Below are 15,799 nucleotides of genomic sequence, written 5' to 3'. Positions count from 1 at the left end.
ACGCGCGCTTGCGCGTGCGCCGGTTCGTCAGGTCAAGGTTCAGGTCGGTTTGTCTCATGTGCCTATTGTGCCCAGCAGGCGGCCGGTTGAACACTCGGAAATGCGTGAGTTTTGAACACCATCCCTAAGGCGGTTTGGAAGGTAAGCGAAAAGTCTAGTGCGCTTACCGCCCATGAACATGGTTCCCTGCAGCCAGACCACCGCGACGACGCCCGATCAGCCTGGTGACAATGCGAAAAGCAATTCAACGCGACTCGCCTTCCGATCGCGCCCGGTAGGCCCCCGTTGCCGTCCCCGGCTTAAACCCCCTATTCGAACGTTGTGCCCTTAAAACCGATCAGGAGCCGGTCGTTGAGGAATCTCGGATCATAGCGCCATCGTGATCGATAGCGAGTATGCCAACGCGCGCACACAAATCAGCGAGTGAAGGGCGGGGGTTTGCGTGTGCATAGTGACCAGTCAGTAGGACTCGGCCGTGGAGTGTTGACAACCATTTGAGGGACGAATGGGGCTTATCCAAACAATGGATTTTCTCAATTTGATGGGATGCTGCATAGTACAAGTCACGTTTGAATGAGCTTTGAGAAGGAAATGTGCGTGAGCTGTCTAATGAGATGCGCCCTATCGGCGTGCACCATGAACCGGATTTATCGTGCCGAGACCAATAGCTTTTGGACCCGTGCCCGCCGAGAGTCGGGAGTGGCGTACGGGAGAGTCAAGGAGGGAGATCGAACGCGGTGGACGCTTACGCTGCGAGTCCGATCGGACCAATGCGCGATAAGGCGGCGTAGGGGCCCCTGCTCGGGTTCGAGAATGCCCGGTGAGCACGCATCCTGTGCGGTGGCACCCAGTGGCTCACATGGTCGCCAAGGCGGCAGACGAAAGACAACGGCGTACGGCAAACTTTCGCCCGGTTAAGCCACTGCGTCCACTGATCCCGACCCACCTCATCAATTTGACAAGAGACAGCAATACCATGCCCCGAATGTCGATCCTGGCCAGCTGGGCCGCCACCGCAAGCGTTATGCTCGGCGCCGCCAGCGCGCAGGCCGCGGGTTGGTCTGCATCTTCCCCCGCGACCTCGTCCTGCTCTTCCACCAACCTATTCGCTTCGTGGACCTACGGTAGCTACACCGTTAACAATGATGTCTGGTCGCCCTGCAGCAATCTCGCAGCGGGTGAGCAGACCATCTGGGCCGATACCAACCTCGACTGGGGCGTCACTTCAGATCAGCCCAACACCAGCGGCATCAAGTCCTATCCTCACATCGGTTACTCGGTCAACAAAACCATCAGTTCGCTGAGCACTCTGACCGCGGCAGTCTCGGCTACTACGCCTTCCGGTGGTGCCTGGGAGTCGACCTTTGACATCTGGGCCGATAGCAATCGGCACGAAATCATGGTCTGGCTGAACTACACCGGAACCTCGACGGGTTGCGGCAATGTAAAGCCGATCTCCTACAACTGGACATCTGCCGGCTGCGCTATTCCACTTCACAGCAACGTCTCACTGTCCGGTGGTACCTGGAACGTCTTCGTGGGAACCAACGGCAGCAACATAGTCTATTCGTTCCTGCGCACGACCAAGACCGACGACACCACGATTGATGTGCTGGCGATCATGAAATACCTCAAGTCGCTGAACTATTTCGATGACGTTATGATCGGCGACCTGCAGTACGGCTTCGAGATCACCTCTTCGTCGGGTGGCCTGGGCTTCGCGTCCAAGGAGTTCGCCGTCACCGCTGAGTGATGACGCTCACGACGAGACGATCCAAGCAGTCGATCACAGGCGACAGATAAACCTTGCCGGCCGGAATCTGAAATTCGGTTATGTCGGTAAGCCATTTTCGGTTCAGCGCGGCTGCACTGAAATTTCGATCAATGAGGTTCTCCGGCGCGGGGCCTATTTCTCCGTGCTAAGAGCCGTAGCGACGCCACCGGGTAGAGGCCTGGACGTCGACCAGCAGATCCTGATCAACTGGGAGAAGGCGACGCTGGTTGATGCCCTCAGACAAACCTATGCGCCGCCAGAATTTTTTGCGGTCTTGGGTCTTTCCCGCAGTTCCTGCTTTCATATCGCGCACGACTGCTGGCCGACGATAAGTACGCTGGTGCGCGTCGTGTCGTCGCGGACATCTTCCAGTTCAAACACCGTTGCTACGGTTATCGTCGGATACGTGCGGTGTCAGGCAGGCAGCAAGTCCCCACATGGAGATAGTCGTGCGGCGTTTGATGAGGCCGGAAGGTGTGGATGTTGTCAACGGAGGCGGCGTAGCTACGGCTCTTACCACGAAGAAATAGGCTCCGCGCCAGATAACCTCATCAATCGCGACTTTCGGACGGCATCGCCAAATAAGAAGTGGCTCACGCAACTACAGATTTGCAGATTCCGCCCCGGCAAGGTGGATCTGTCGCCGGTGATCGACTGCTTCGATGGGCTGGTTTTCAGTTGGTCAATCAGCACGCGGCTGGACGCGAAGCCTTGAGTGGCTCCCAAACCCTCTTGCAGTGCAGCTGGGCGGGGCGGATGATCCGGTTCGCAAGGTGCCGCGGCTGACTGCAATGTTGGAGCACGCGAGTACGTGCCACATCTCCCAGCAAGCTGACAGCGCTGCTCCGCCATCGCTTCGCGATGTTTCCAGAATTGCTGAACGGGGCGTCAACTATAGGGCTTTCGCGCACGCTCCTTAACTCTTATAAACATGGGTTTGGCATGCCCATTAAAAAGATTGTTGCTGGCATAAATTGTATTTAATTGATGTGGATATAGCTATTGCAGTATAAAGCACCTGTTCAGTTTCATTGGCGATCAAGAATGCTAGCGGCTGTTGACATAGACTTTGACGTGTGGCCTGAGGAAAATTTAGCGGCATTGTCCACTCGTCGGCAGTGGCACGGACTACGGCGAAGAGTAGGTCAATCGCTCAGGAGTCAGTCGATGGATTTTGAACCATGCCGGTGAGTTGTCGCCACGGAGCGAATCGGGATCGACTTGTTTGCGATAGAGCGAAGCGCACAGCAAGTGTCGCGTGAGCGAAAAGTGCTGCGGGGTCAGGTCGACGTCGCGCACGCTCGCCTGAAGCCGGTAGTGCCAGGGCGCGACTGATGACGATCGCGGTGAAGCGATGGCCGATAAAGCGATTAGGTGTTCTGCGTCGCCAAGTCTTGCCCGACTCAGTCAGCAACGTGACAAGCCGTTGGAACGAGCATCCCGCTCTGATTATATGGAGGATCCGAACGATGAAGAAGACTATTTTTGTTTTTACCCTCACGCTCGGCGCATCGTGTTACGCGTCGGCTGAGACGGTCGAAAGCTGCCCGAATGTCGAGACCATCCATAGGCAAGGGAGCATATACACGGCAGCAACAAGCGGAGCTGAGGGTTCATGGTGGGGCGTTGCGGAGAACGATGATGATGGCGATGACATCAGGAGATTTTCCTCTGCGATATTCTATCCAGCGCAAGATAGTGAATCGCGAGCGTTAGTCAACTGCTCATACAAGCTCGGTAATGGCGACTACGCGGATTTACGATTTATAACGGGTCCGCCGCGACCGGCTTTAGGGGTGCAGGAAGGCATATGGCTTCGGAAACATGATCCTGACGGTCATAGCTACTATGAGTGCAATGAGCTGTCCCCTTTGTCTTGTATCTTCTATGTTATTCGACGACCGTGAACAATCCGTGGAACTTTGAGCGCGGCTTTCAAGTGAAGCCGTTTTATCGGGTTGCAGCGACTTCGACGCGGGGACCGCGGAAACCCTGCATCTGGCGCGCGCTGTTCGACGTGGCGTTCGATGTTGTGCAACCGGCAGACTCGGACATCATCGTCAGTGCCATGCCACCACCATGAATAAAGCTAGCGCGCGCTCAATCCGGTCGAGGGCAGCCAATTGCAGGGGCTCGGCTCTGCAGCCGTCATTGGAACAGGCCAATTCTACCTGACCTGCAAAAGCCGGAATTATGTCACTGCGCTATTTTCTCACCGTCCTCCCAGAACAATGATGTACGGGCAAATCTGCCGTTCTTTGCTCTCATGTTCGATTTTCACCAGAATCATCTAAATTTGGGACAACAAATCGTATGGTTTTATCTCGCGTCGCAACGGCCTTGGTGCTGGCTGGATTGATCTGCGCGCAGACCGCACACGCACAAGTGACACTGAACTTCGTGAACGCCGAAATCGACCAGGTCGCGAAGGCGATCGGCGCGGCGACCGGCAAGACAATCATCGTCGACCCACGGGTCAAAGGTCAGTTAAACCTGTTGTCGGAGAACGCGGTGCCTGAGGATCAGGCGGTGAAGACGTTGCAATCGGCGCTGCGCATGCAAGGCTTCGCGCTCGTCGAGGATAACGGCGTACTTAAGGTCGTGCCCGAGGCGGATGCCAAACGGCAAGGCGTGCCCACCTACGCCGGCAATACGCCGACCGCGCGGGGCGACCAGGTCGTCACGCAGGTGTTCGTGCTGAAGAACAAGTCGGCAAACAACCTGTTGCCGGTGCTGCGCCCGCTCATTTCGCCGAACAACACCGTGGCCGCCTATCCGGACAACAACACGATCGTCGTCACGGACTACGCGGATAACGTGCGGCGCATCGCGCAGATCATTGCCGCTATCGATACGGCGGCGGGGCAGTCGGTGTCTGTGGTACAACTCAAGAATGCAAACGCGCTCGACGTTGCGGCGCAGATGAATAAGATGCTCGATCCGGGTGCGATCGGCAGCGCCGACGCCACGCTGAAAGTGTCGATCACCGCAGATCCGCGCACCAATTCGCTTCTGATTCGCGCATCGAACGGCGCGCGCCTCGCCGGCGCGAAAACGCTCGCGCGCGAACTGGACGCGCCGACCAGCATGCCGGGCAACATGCACGTCGTGCCGCTGCGCAATGCCGAGGCGACTAAGCTCGCGAAGACCCTGCGCGGCATGCTCGGCAAAGGCGGCATAGAAGACTCGTCCGCCGGCGGCAATGAAGCGAACTCGTTCAACCAGAATAGCGGCGGCGGGATCGGCGGCAAGAATTCGACGGGCACGGCCGGCACGCCGCCCCTGCCGTCGGGCGGACTCAACACCAGCTCCATGTCCTCGCCGATGGGCGGCGCGGCCGCAGGCGGCTATGGCGCGAACAATGCCGCGCAATCCGGCGGCTTTATCGGCGGCGACAAGGACAAGAGCGACGACAACCAGCTAGGCGGCATGATCCAGGCAGACGCCGCGACAAACGCGCTCATCATCACCGCCTCCGAGCCGGTGTACCGCAATCTGCGCGCGGTGATCGACCAGCTCGACGCGCGCCGCGCGCAGCTGTACATCGAGGCGCTGATCGTCGAGCTGAATTCGAACACGAGCGGGAACCTCGGCATTCAATGGCAGGTCGCGAACAATTCGATCTTTGCCGGAACCAACCTCGCGACTGGTACGAGCAACAGCATCATCAGCCTCACGGCTGCCCCTGCGGCGGTTGGGACCACGGGCGGTCTGGCCACGGCGCTCGGCTCGAGCTCCACGGCTCTGCAGCCCGGCCTGAACATCGGCTCGATTCACAACGTTTTGGGCGTGCAGGGACTCGGCGCGCTGCTTCAGGCGCTGTCGCAAACCGCTGACGCCAATGTGCTGTCCACGCCTAACCTGATTACGCTCGACAACGAGGAAGCCACGATCGTCGTCGGGAAAAATGTACCTATCGAGACCGGTTCGTATTCGAACCTGACGAGCGGTAATGCAAGCTCCGCGTTCAATACATACGACCGCGTCGACGTCGGCCTGACGCTGCACGTCAAACCGCAGATCACCGACGGCGGGATTCTCAAGCTGCAGCTTTATACAGAAGACTCGGCCATTTTGAACGGCACCACCGACGCGGCGACCAACCCGGCCGGCCCGCAGTTCACCAAGCGCTCGATCCAGTCGACCGTGCTCGCCGACAACGGCGAGATCATCGTGCTCGGCGGCCTGATGCAGGACGACTATGAGGTCAGCAACAGCAAGGTGCCGCTGCTCGGCGACATCCCGTGGATCGGTCAGCTGTTCCGTTCCGAGCAGAAAAACCGCAACAAGACCAATCTGATGGTGTTCCTGCGCCCGGTCATCGTCAGCGATCGACATACGGCGCAGGCTGTCACGTCGAGCCACTACGACTATATTCAGGGTGTGCAGGGCGCATACCGTCAGGACAACCGCTTCATGAAGGACAACGACGATCCGATGGTCCCGCCGAAGCCGGTCGGTCCGGGCCAGGGCGGCTCGACGCTGAATTTGTTCGACCTGGGCCAGATGCACCGCAAGTAGGCGGACAGAAGGTCAATCTCTTCCGGAATGAAACCCAGATCCAGCGTGAGTTAGCGCGGCTCGCCTTTACGCTTTGTCCGCGCTGGCGGCATGTCGGTTTCGTTGGGGGCTGTAGCCCGCAGCGAGGGATTCAGCGGAGCCGGAAATCGCGAGTTCTCACCAGACTGATACTGTGTCGGGCTGGCTTTGAACTCAGGCTCTCAAAGCGGCCCGGCCCGGATGGCTACCGGGGCAGGCCGGCATCACCCCCAGCGAGGATGCACTGACAACCATAGAAGCCAGGGAAGGAGCCGAGCATCTCAAATCATGATGGTTATCGGCTGCTTAAATTTTGGGGCGTGATCTCCGCGGGAGGCGGCAATGGGTCCACCGAGAAATCGGGATGTCCAATATAGGGAAAATCGCGTGACCGTTGACACTGCCGCAACATTGGGGCGGCGCAGGCCCGCGGCACCACAGTTGGCCGAGCGACGCGGCTGGCTCAAGCCCGATGCGCCGGTACTGGATGACGTCGAGATCGCCGCGGCGCTGGGGCCGCCGCAGAAGGCGATGTCGACCGCATAGGCCTCGGGGCGCGCCGCAGCTTGATTGCTCATGCGTCGCGCAGAATTGCCTGACATGGCGATTGCGGCCGCGCTACTGCGGGAGTGCGGCTACAGCGGCAGCTGTTCGTCGGTCGATCGCACGATCGTTTCGATCAACGCGGACCGCCCCCCTCGCAGGCGGGGAATAAATATCGAACTATTTGCTCCCTGGTGCATTCTATCTCTATGACGTCAGTAATTAGTCCCATTTCTTTTAGTAACCGTGGGTCTTTAATCTCGTCGGTTAGTTTTTGTATTGTATGTCTCGATGTCTCATTAGAATCGGACATGATTTTGTTCATTGTTTCTGGACTGAAGACGCCGATATGAGCCTGTGGATATGCCAATATCGCTACAGGGTCGAACCCAGGTCCGCACATGGCATAAACGCCTCCTGTATAAGCTTTTCTCGCTACAAGTAGAAGTTTTGGTGTCTTGCATCGAATATGTGAACTGAATAATTCAGCTGCCGCCGAGAATATGCCGCTATTTTCAGCGTCTTTGCCGATCATGAACCCTGGAACATCGGCAATAAATATGATTGGAACTCCAGTTTTTGCGGCAATATTTATCATCTTTGCCATTTTTGATGCCGATTTTCTGTAAATGATTCCTCCGTTGTGGCGGGGGTTGTTGGCAATGACGGCGCATGTTTTTCCTTTTATGCTAACGATGCCCGTCAACACTTCGCGTGCGTATTCCGGACTTATCTCTGTCAGACTGTCTCTATCAATAAATGAATGCAGCAGATGGTGTATGTCATACGGCGAATAATGATTTGATGGAACCAGATTTTCGAAATCCGTCGTGTCCGGGCATTCGTATTTTAGGTTGCCGTGTGTCTCGTCGTTAAAGATAAAGTGAAGCAGCCTTCTTATGTGCCCGAGTAATGTTTCCTCGCTACTGAATACTAGTTGAACTAGACCCGATTGCTTACTGTGGACCGCGGATCCGCCTAGCGAATAGAGTTCGGATTCCTGCGCCAGCATCGCCTTTACCATATCCGGTCGGCCCATGCATAAAGCCCCTCTCTCGGTCATCAGTACTATATCTGCGAGAATTAGCGGCAACGCAAGCGGGCCAGACGTTGGACCGAGAATGGCGGAGATCAACAAATTCCTTTCAGCTAATTGTGCCAGGGATGCACTGACCCTGCCCATTCCCAGTGGAGATAAGAGTAATCGGGACATGTCTGGTGAGAGCACTTTCGTGGTGTCGAAAGTTGAACCTGGCTCTCCCGGTTTGTCCTGGATGTAGATTAACGGGGAGACGGTACCCAGGGCCCGAGTTATGGTGCTTATGATTTGCCTAGCGGTCTGCCACTGCCCATTTCCATGGAATTCACAATCTCGTCCGCGATTCATGACCAGGAATGTCTTCACGGAATGTATCATTCCTTCACCACAGATAAAGTGACCTTTCGTGTCGGGATGATGGTCAACAAAGCTTCCATCATCAAAAAGCATATTTATCCTTTGCTGGGAAACTTGCATTTGCCTATCTCCCTCTGGCTGTGCGTGTCGAGTATGTGCCGTTGCGGTACGGCGTCTCCAAAAGTGTGCTCCAGGACGATCTATCTATGCCGGGTGACGATGTTCTCTATATGTGTTGCTTTAGCTAAGAGGTAGCGGTCCCTACCTCGCGCGGCATCTAGGCTCAATCCCACCGGTAATGCATCAGCTGGAGCAACAGGAAGAGTAATAGAGGGCATCGCGGCATTGCTGGCCAGGTCCGTGTTACGAATTACTTCCGCGAACAGTTCCGGCCGCCCGGCTTCGCTCAGATGCGGTACGTTACGCGGAACCGTCGGGTACGCGAGAAGATCGATGCCGCAAGCGCAGAACAGCGCATCCATTTGTTCACGTAACCTGCCGATATTCCGCATTGCTGAAGTATAGTCAGCAGGACAGATAAGCCGTCCGCTTAAATGGGCGTGAACAACTTTATGGACATCGTCGTCGCCGATATTGTCAAACACCGTTTTTATATTTTTTTCCCATCCTACGGAGAACAATGCTCTCGGGAAATCAATGAAGAACTCATAAAGCGGTACCGTGAAGGTTATGGGCGCATTGAGAGTAGAAGCAATCTCGTCATTCACTTCAATGCATTCGAATCCAGCGCGGGTAAGGCGCTTAATCGCGTGCCGACAATACTTACCGACATCATCATCCAGGTCAGTCCACATGGAGGCCGGGAGACCAATCCGGCACCGAGAACCTTCATGTTCTGTTGGGAGCCGGCCATCGCGAGACAGCAATTCATATAAGAACCGTGCATCTCTCGCCGTCCGCGTCAGCAGGCCAGGCGAATCCTTTGTGCGCGAAACCGGAATGATCCCGGCCGACGACCATCGGCCACTTGTGGGCCTGAAGCCCGTAATACCACAGAAAGCGGCCGGTATCCTTACCGACCCTCCAGTGTCAGTTCCGATCGCTACGGGAACGATGTTAGCTGCCACCGCTGCGGCGCAGCCGCCACTGCTGCCACCGGCCAAATATCCCGGGGCCACCGGATTTCCCACTGTTCCCCATCGAGGATTGACGGAGGTGATACCGAAGCTCAGTTCGTGCATGTTATTCTTACCGGCGACGACAGCACCTAGCGATTTGAGCTTGCTGACGATGGAGGCATCATGGGGGGCTATACAATCTGCCATTCCAGGCGTCCCGGCAGTGACAGGGAGCCCCTTAACATAAATATTGTCCTTGAACGAAACGGGAATGCCATAGAGAGGTGCGCCTTTCAGGAGCTTGTTCGCCTCACCGAAATGCATTTCGGCATCCCGGCCACGGATGAAGCAGTTGAGCTTTGTCAGATTCGCCTCAGCGCTGAGTGCTCGCCCCCGAATTTCAGCGGCCGAAAGTGCATCATTACGTAGGTCATTGCAAAGCGATTCAAGGGTGCGTTGAGAATACATGGGCTTTGAAGAGGCCAGTTCTTCGATATCAGTAATGATAAGCACTTCGAATTTCGTCAAGAGGGTTGCCTGGCAAAAGCTCGCCGCCAGCGCTACGTATTACGGCGCAGGCGCTGTTGATGGCCGTCTGCACAGCTCCCTCAATCCACCCCCCGGTGAAAGAACAGCTACATCCAGCGAGATAGAGGCCCGTATCCGTCGCGGGATCATTGGCTGCCTTAAACTGAAAAAACAAGCGCTGAGAATAAACATCCTCGCCCGGATAATTGAGCTTGAAGGCTCCGGCGGAATGGGGGTCGGTTAGCCAGTCATGATGTATGACACAGCGTTCATAGTCACCACCGGCCGGAGATAGATGGCCTGCAATTTCGGGGTGGAACGTTGCCAAGTCGTTAACCAGCTGCTCGCATCGGCGCCTTTTGTCAGGGACAGTCAGTAGTTTGTGAGCGTCATCCTCCCACGTGTAACTGAGCAGAACCACGCCGTGACCACCCGGGTTGTCGGGTTCATAGTCAAAACAATATACGCCTCGGACCAAACCGTCGGACTGAATGGTGAGCGGTAGTTTGTATTTGAGCCAGAACTTATCCTGGGTGAGCATAAACAGCTTTGACGACCCCGTCAGGTGCGTCTCTCTTATGGCGCGAGACACATCGCGGCTCAGAAACGTTTCGTCGTCGGTCAGGCGGTGAACCATCTGCATTGCCCTGTTGCTGCTCGTGACGATGACACGGTCGAAAGCCGGTGTCTGGTCTTCACCAGTTTCTAGCTTTATCTTTCCAGATTCTTTGTAGATCCGACCTACTCGACTGAAGCGGATATGCTCACCAACAGTACTTCCGTCGATCATTTGCTTGGCTAGGCGAGTAGCTAGTGTCGATATTCCGCAGGGGATGAGGCGCTGATCCTTCAAGTAACCGTTGATGATCAGGCGTAGAATCTCAGTAAATCCGGCTTGATAAACAGGCAGAAAGCCACCGGAGCCTATCCCTAAAGATCCAAACAGTTCGAAGTCATCCGGTCGTTTCCAGGGAACGCCTCCTGGTGGATGGGGTCCCGCGAAAATTTCCACAATGGCAGCATAAAAAGAACTGTCACGAAACGCGTTGAGCCACGTTTGCCACGCTGCACGGGCTTCGTCAAGGCGACGCGACTTCAACATGGCCGTGATTTTCGTCGGTGCGATGAGAGACATGCCGTTTAACGAGTACCCTTCACTCAATAACGCGCGCCAGCCTTCGTCAACACGTCTGAACAATGGCGGGGGCATTTCCCCCGCGGGCCAGACGTGGCGAGCGCCGCGATAATGCAGTTCTGTATCAACTACTCCGGGATCGGGAAAACATGCTGCTGCTGAAATGCCGTGCTTCTTCAAATAATGGAAAAGCCCGGTTGCGGTGGGCGGCACTCGCATCGCGCCCATTTCAGCGATAAGGTGAGGATAATGTGGATCAAATTGCTGAGACCATAGCCGTCCTCCAATGCGATCGCGAGCTTCAAACAGGGTAATATCGCGGATACCTGCCCGCATTAGTTCAGTTGCAGCTACGAGGCCGCTGACGCCCGCCCCAATAATGGCAACCCGCGGAGTCGGGTTGCCCGCGGGAAAGCGCCCGATGCACCCTTCGAACTCGCTTAGTTGCAGGAAAGGAGCATAGTCATACAGTAGATCGATAGTTGGCGACGAGCTTTCTGAAGGCAGTGCACGGACTTTCATCGATTTTCTCCTTCATGATAAGGCATCCGCCAAAGGGCGAATTTGTTGCTAGGAACTTCATTGGCCATAGGCCTTAAAAGGACTGCTAGCTGTTTGTCAATTTCTGGCAACTGTTTTACCTGCCAAAATCTAAACGTCACTTATGTTTGTGCTCTGGGATTGACGTGACGATAGCATGCTGTGGATGGCCGTATCAAATTAAAAAGATTGATATTTGTATAATCTCGCGGTGAGTGCGGGATGATGAGCGGGCGTCTGAATTAACGCGGAATTGAAAATCACATTGTCGCAAAAACGTCTTCCAGAGATTCGAAGGCGAGTCGGTCGCAAAGCCATCTGGACGTTTGATCCGCGCGATCTGCGCGGATTGATGGCGGGGGCGAGACGCTGACCTTTCGGCACGGCACGCGTGACTTGATGCAGCGTTCGAGCTTGCACACAACGCCCGACGAGCCTTGAGTCCAGTTTGGCATGCCCCGGCACAAGTTTGCCTTTGCGCTCTGAGCGAGTGTGATTGCGGCCTTGTCGTAACCGCGCGCCGATGCTAGCAGCGGTTCGGCTCGTTGCAAGGTGGCGTGACGGCAAATTTCTGCATGGGGCATGGGGTGCAGGTGGTAGCAGACTCAAATCCTGCCCCGAGCAAAGAAAACGAGTTCTTACCCTTCTGGGAACCGAGCGGACTTTTCGGCATGGCGACGCAGCGCTCAGAGCCGTGCTCGCGAGCCGGTAGCCAAATCGCGCTTTGTATCATCCTCGATTGATGCCCATCTCCTGCGCGATTGCGATGAAGCCGTTGATATAGGAAATTTCCTCTTCCCCCCGACGTATGCCCAGATTGATGCTCTTGCCAATGCCGCGCTTGCCAAGCCGTACCGCACGAATCGGCAAACCGGCACCTTCCTCGTCAACGAGCCAATCGGGCAGAACTGAGACTCCGCGTCCCGCAGCAACCAACTGCAGCATCAAATCGGTTGCTTCCGCTGTACGGTGGTTCTTCGGCTTGCAATGCGCCGGGATAAGGAAGCGCGTGTAGATATCCAACCTATCTTCGCTGACAGGGACGGTGATCAATTCCTCGGCGAGCAGGTCGCGGGGCTGAGCGAAAGCGCGCGCAGCCAACGGATGAGCTTCATGCACGACGAGGACAAGCTCATAGTCGATGACCGGGGTAAACCGAATGTCGGGAAGGTCGATCGGGTCAGGCGTCACAAGCAAGTCGATCTCATGACCTGCAAGCGCCGCAACGCCGTCGAAGCGGAATGCCGTCCGCACGTCGAAGTCTACATCCGGCCAAGTAGCAAGGTATCGAGGCGTAAGCCTTGAGAGCCATTTCTGGCAGGGATGGCACTCCATGCCCACGCGCAGCGCGCCGCGTCGACCTTCGGCGAAATCGACAAGGACACGCTCGGCGTGATCGATTTGCGGCAACACACGCTGCGCCAAAGCGAGCAAATACTCCCCGGCCTGCGTAAAACGAAGCGCCCGCCCGGCCTTTGTCCAGATTTTGACGCCGTGCTGCTCTTCCATCTTCCGAACCATATGGGAAAGCGCTGACTGCGTGACGTTAAGGCGTTCCGCGGCCGCGGTGACGCTGCCTAGCCGATCGACTTCCAGCAGGATCGCAAGTTGTTGGCGATCAAGCATCCATGAACTCCATTCATTGTTCTATGAAAACATACCATTTTTGCTCATTGAGCAGCGTTGCTATTCTGACCGAAATTCAAGGCCGCATAACATGCAGGCCGCTCTCTTTGAACGGGAAGGATAGTGAAGGCTGACTCTTACTCCGCAGCAATGAAAAGCGACGCTACGACGGGCAACGCTGCCTGCGTGTTCGACCAAGTGGCCGATCGCAAGAGCTCGAACTCGATGAAATGGGCGATCGCGGAAAAATTGCTTTCAGCAGACGAATGCGAAGCGCGACCGCTACCGATGTGGGTGGCGGATATGGACTTCCGGGCTCCGCAGCCGGTTATCGACGCTCTTCACGAAGCGGTCGAGCATGGCATCTTCGGCTATCCCGGGGGCGCAACGGGCAGTTATGTCGATGCGGTTGTCGGCTGGCAGGCGAAGCGATTCGGCTGGGAGGTCGCAAAGGAATGGGTCGTGCAGACGTCTGGCATTATCACCACGCTGAAGACTGCGGTACAGGCGTTTTCTGCGCCGGGCGATACCGTGCTGATCCAGCCGCCGGTCTACGCGCATTTTCACAACGACGTGTTGATGAATGGACGTCACCTTGCTTATGCGCCGCTCGAGCGCACGCAGACGGGGTATCGCTTCAACGAAAAGCTGTTCGAAGCGGCGATTCGCGACAACACGAAACTCTTCATCCTCAGTCACCCCCACAATCCGACGGGCAATGTGTGGTCCGAGGGCGAACTGAGCGCGATGGGCGAGATTTGTTTCCGGCACGGCGTGCTCGTCATCTCTGACGAGATCCATCAGGACCTGATGATTAACCCCGAAAAAAGGCATCTTCCTTTCGCGTCTTTGGGAGAAAGATTCGCGCAGAACAGCATCACATGCACCGCGCCAAGCAAGACGTTCAACCTGCCCGGACTGCAAAGCGCGAATGTCTTTGTGCCGAACCGACGGCTGCGTGACGAGCTGCTTCGCCAATACGACAGGAACATGTTTCCGCTCGTCAACACCCTCGGAATGGTCGCTGCCGAGGCAGCCTATGCGCACGGGGAGCCTTGGCTCGAAGAGATGCTGAGCTATGTGCGGGCGAATCACGCGCATTTCCGCAATGCCGTCAGCGAGATGACCTCGAAGATCAAGGTGCTGCCGGCAGACTCCCTGTATTTGGCCTGGATGGACTGCCGGGGACTCGAGATGGACGCGGAAGCGCTCAACAAATTCATGCTTACCAAGGCCAGGCTCTGGCTCGACAAGGGGCAGAAGTTCGGCGCTGAAGGGCACGGCTATATGCGCATCAATCTAGGTTGCCCTCGCTCGACCGTTGACGACGCCATTCGCCGGCTCGCCTCTGCCGTGGCCGAAGTCTGATTCGCGGAAAGAGAGCGCTCAACGATGGCGTTGATCGCCTTATGGATTAATAACTTGTTTGTTGATCCGGGACTTATTAATACAATATTTGGAGACAAAATCGTGAAGATCCGCAAAGCAATTATTTTTGCCGCCATCTCAGTGTCGGCGGCATGTGTGTCTTTCGGCGCTAACGCGCAAGATCTGCTCGACGCTGTGAAGGCTCGAGGCACGTTGATGATCGGCATGGAAGGAACCTATCCTCCGTTCGATTATCGCGACTCGCAAGGCGTATTGCAGGGATTTGACGTCGATGTCGCCAGGGCATTGGCGGAAAAGCTCGGCGTCAAGCCGGAGTTCTATACGGGCGACTGGTCGGGGTTGATCGGCGGTCTTCAAGCCGGAAAGTTCGACGTGGTGATCAATCAGGTGACGATCACACAACAGCGGCGCCAGTCCCTGGACTTCAGCCCGCCGTACGCATACTCGGCGGTTCAGGTCTTGGAGAAGAAAGATGACAAGGCCGAGTACCAAAGCCTCGATGAGTTGAAAGGCAAGCGTGTCGCGGTGACGCTGGGTTCGAACTTCGCAGACCTCGCCAAGTCGGTGCCCGGCATCATCGTGCAGACGTATCCAGGCATGTCCGAAGCACTCAGCGACTTGGTCGGTGGTAGAGCGGACGCCTACCTGAACGATCGGTTGTTTGTCCCATACCTCATCAAAACCTCGAAGGTCCCGGTGCGCGGCGGCGCTCTGCTGAAAAATACGAGCGACGAAATTGGTATCCCCTATCGAAAGGGGAATCCCAAATTCACTGCGGCGATCGACGAAGCAATGACGTCCATGCGCAACGACGGCACGCTCGCCGCTATCTCGAAAAAATGGTTCGGCGTGGATGTCAGTCGTCCCGTCGGAAACTAACGCATTGCTCGACAGCCTGACCGCGTCGTACGCCGGGGAGTGAAGAGATGGAGCAATTCAATTTGGTGGTCAATTCGGCGCCTGTGCTGTTGATGGGGGCGCTATTGACCATGAAGTTTGCAGTTGCCGCAATGGCATTTGGACTTGTGGTGGGTGCACTCACCGCCGTACTGAGAATCAGCGGCAATCGCGGTCTGGATCGAGTCGCGCAAGCTTACGTCAGTGTCATGCGCGGCACGCCGCTGCTAGGGATGGTGTTCAAAACACGGTCGGCGACGCCGACGTAACGACGCAAGTAACGCCAGGTGAAATCAATGAGACGACGCGCGCGAATTCGATGTTCGAATGAGCATAGATGCAGCTCTGCAATC

The 15,799-nt window shown here is 56.2% G+C and carries 11 protein-coding genes and 2 pseudogenes; 8 read left to right on the top strand and 5 right to left on the bottom strand.

Annotated elements, in window-relative coordinates:
• Positions 1 to 985 precede the first annotated feature (985 nt).
• On the top strand, positions 986 to 1,753 hold the full coding sequence (locus tag AB4Y31_RS31515; RefSeq protein ID WP_368677394.1) for a glycosyl hydrolase: 768 nt from the start codon (positions 986 to 988) through the stop codon (positions 1,751 to 1,753).
• A 4-nt stretch (positions 1,754 to 1,757) separates the two neighbouring features.
• Here AB4Y31_RS31515 and AB4Y31_RS31510 read toward each other — a convergent pair.
• Positions 1,758 to 1,943 (bottom strand): annotated as a pseudogene (locus AB4Y31_RS31510) (IS3 family transposase); the annotation flags it as partial.
• A gap of 3 nt (positions 1,944 to 1,946) precedes the next feature.
• Between AB4Y31_RS31510 and AB4Y31_RS31505 the strand changes: the two are divergent.
• From AB4Y31_RS31505 to AB4Y31_RS31490, 4 genes and pseudogenes are all read left to right on the top strand, one after another.
• Positions 1,947 to 2,483 (top strand): annotated as a pseudogene (locus AB4Y31_RS31505) (IS3 family transposase); the annotation flags it as partial.
• A gap of 625 nt (positions 2,484 to 3,108) precedes the next feature.
• Positions 3,109 to 3,681, top strand: a complete 573-nt coding sequence (locus AB4Y31_RS31500) for a DUF3757 domain-containing protein (protein WP_102607272.1) — start codon at positions 3,109 to 3,111, stop codon at positions 3,679 to 3,681.
• Between the two features lie 406 nt (positions 3,682 to 4,087).
• The gene (gspD, locus tag AB4Y31_RS31495; RefSeq protein ID WP_368677393.1) at positions 4,088 to 6,295 is read left to right on the top strand and encodes a type II secretion system secretin GspD; all 2,208 of its coding nucleotides are present in this window, start codon (positions 4,088 to 4,090) and stop codon (positions 6,293 to 6,295) included.
• A gap of 405 nt (positions 6,296 to 6,700) precedes the next feature.
• On the top strand, positions 6,701 to 6,859 hold the full coding sequence (locus tag AB4Y31_RS31490; RefSeq protein WP_158256646.1) for a hypothetical protein: 159 nt from the start codon (positions 6,701 to 6,703) through the stop codon (positions 6,857 to 6,859).
• A 133-nt stretch (positions 6,860 to 6,992) separates the two neighbouring features.
• Here AB4Y31_RS31490 and AB4Y31_RS31485 read toward each other — a convergent pair whose 3' ends face one another.
• The 4 genes from AB4Y31_RS31485 to AB4Y31_RS31470 form a co-directional block, all read right to left on the bottom strand.
• Positions 6,993 to 8,372 (bottom strand): carboxyl transferase domain-containing protein, encoded by a 1,380-nt coding sequence (locus tag AB4Y31_RS31485; protein ID WP_368677392.1) that lies wholly within the window; start codon positions 8,370 to 8,372, stop codon positions 6,993 to 6,995.
• Positions 8,373 to 8,452: 80 nt separating this feature from the next.
• Positions 8,453 to 9,859, bottom strand: coding sequence for an amidase family protein (locus AB4Y31_RS31480; RefSeq protein ID WP_269845402.1), 1,407 nt, complete (start codon positions 9,857 to 9,859; stop codon positions 8,453 to 8,455).
• Positions 9,828 to 11,516, bottom strand: a complete 1,689-nt coding sequence (locus tag AB4Y31_RS31475) for an NAD(P)/FAD-dependent oxidoreductase (protein ID WP_107153863.1) — start codon at positions 11,514 to 11,516, stop codon at positions 9,828 to 9,830. The genes AB4Y31_RS31480 and AB4Y31_RS31475 overlap by 32 nt, the downstream gene beginning before the upstream one ends.
• Before the next feature lie 747 nt (positions 11,517 to 12,263).
• The gene (locus tag AB4Y31_RS31470; RefSeq protein ID WP_107153864.1) at positions 12,264 to 13,160 is read right to left on the bottom strand and encodes a LysR family transcriptional regulator; all 897 of its coding nucleotides are present in this window, start codon (positions 13,158 to 13,160) and stop codon (positions 12,264 to 12,266) included.
• A gap of 150 nt (positions 13,161 to 13,310) precedes the next feature.
• On the opposite strand from AB4Y31_RS31470, the gene AB4Y31_RS31465 reads away from it, so the two are divergent.
• The 3 genes from AB4Y31_RS31465 to AB4Y31_RS31455 all read left to right on the top strand — a co-directional run bounded on the left by AB4Y31_RS31465 (position 13,311) and on the right by AB4Y31_RS31455 (position 15,715).
• Positions 13,311 to 14,528 (top strand): MalY/PatB family protein, encoded by a 1,218-nt coding sequence (locus tag AB4Y31_RS31465; RefSeq protein ID WP_368677391.1) that lies wholly within the window; start codon positions 13,311 to 13,313, stop codon positions 14,526 to 14,528.
• A gap of 102 nt (positions 14,529 to 14,630) precedes the next feature.
• Positions 14,631 to 15,428 (top strand): transporter substrate-binding domain-containing protein, encoded by a 798-nt coding sequence (locus tag AB4Y31_RS31460; RefSeq protein ID WP_368677395.1) that lies wholly within the window; start codon positions 14,631 to 14,633, stop codon positions 15,426 to 15,428.
• A gap of 47 nt (positions 15,429 to 15,475) precedes the next feature.
• Complete coding sequence (locus AB4Y31_RS31455) at positions 15,476 to 15,715, top strand: ABC transporter permease subunit (RefSeq protein WP_368677390.1); 240 nt, start codon at positions 15,476 to 15,478, stop codon at positions 15,713 to 15,715.
• Positions 15,716 to 15,799: the final 84 nt, after the last annotated feature.

Origin of the sequence: Trinickia sp. EG282A (assembly GCF_040965455.1) — a bacterium.
Taxonomy (GTDB): domain Bacteria; phylum Pseudomonadota; class Gammaproteobacteria; order Burkholderiales; family Burkholderiaceae; genus Trinickia; species Trinickia symbiotica.
The sequence above is the reverse complement of the archived record's forward strand: the minus strand, read 5'-3'. Positions and strand labels throughout refer to the sequence as shown.

Bases quoted from the DNA above. Each gene is read 5' to 3' on its own strand.
- gspD (WP_368677393.1), top strand. From the start codon at position 4,088: ATGGTTTTATCTCGCGTCGCAACGGCCTTGGTGCTGGCTGGATTGATC.
- AB4Y31_RS31515 (WP_368677394.1), top strand. From the start codon at position 986: ATGTCGATCCTGGCCAGCTGGGCCGCCACCGCAAGCGTTATGCTCGGC.
- AB4Y31_RS31485 (WP_368677392.1), bottom strand. From the start codon at position 8,372: ATGCAAGTTTCCCAGCAAAGGATAAATATGCTTTTTGATGATGGAAGC.
- AB4Y31_RS31465 (WP_368677391.1), top strand. From the start codon at position 13,311: ATGAAAAGCGACGCTACGACGGGCAACGCTGCCTGCGTGTTCGACCAA.
- AB4Y31_RS31500 (WP_102607272.1), top strand. From the start codon at position 3,109: ATGACGATCGCGGTGAAGCGATGGCCGATAAAGCGATTAGGTGTTCTG.
- AB4Y31_RS31470 (WP_107153864.1), bottom strand. From the start codon at position 13,160: ATGCTTGATCGCCAACAACTTGCGATCCTGCTGGAAGTCGATCGGCTA.
- AB4Y31_RS31455 (WP_368677390.1), top strand. From the start codon at position 15,476: ATGGAGCAATTCAATTTGGTGGTCAATTCGGCGCCTGTGCTGTTGATG.
- AB4Y31_RS31475 (WP_107153863.1), bottom strand. From the start codon at position 11,516: ATGAAAGTCCGTGCACTGCCTTCAGAAAGCTCGTCGCCAACTATCGAT.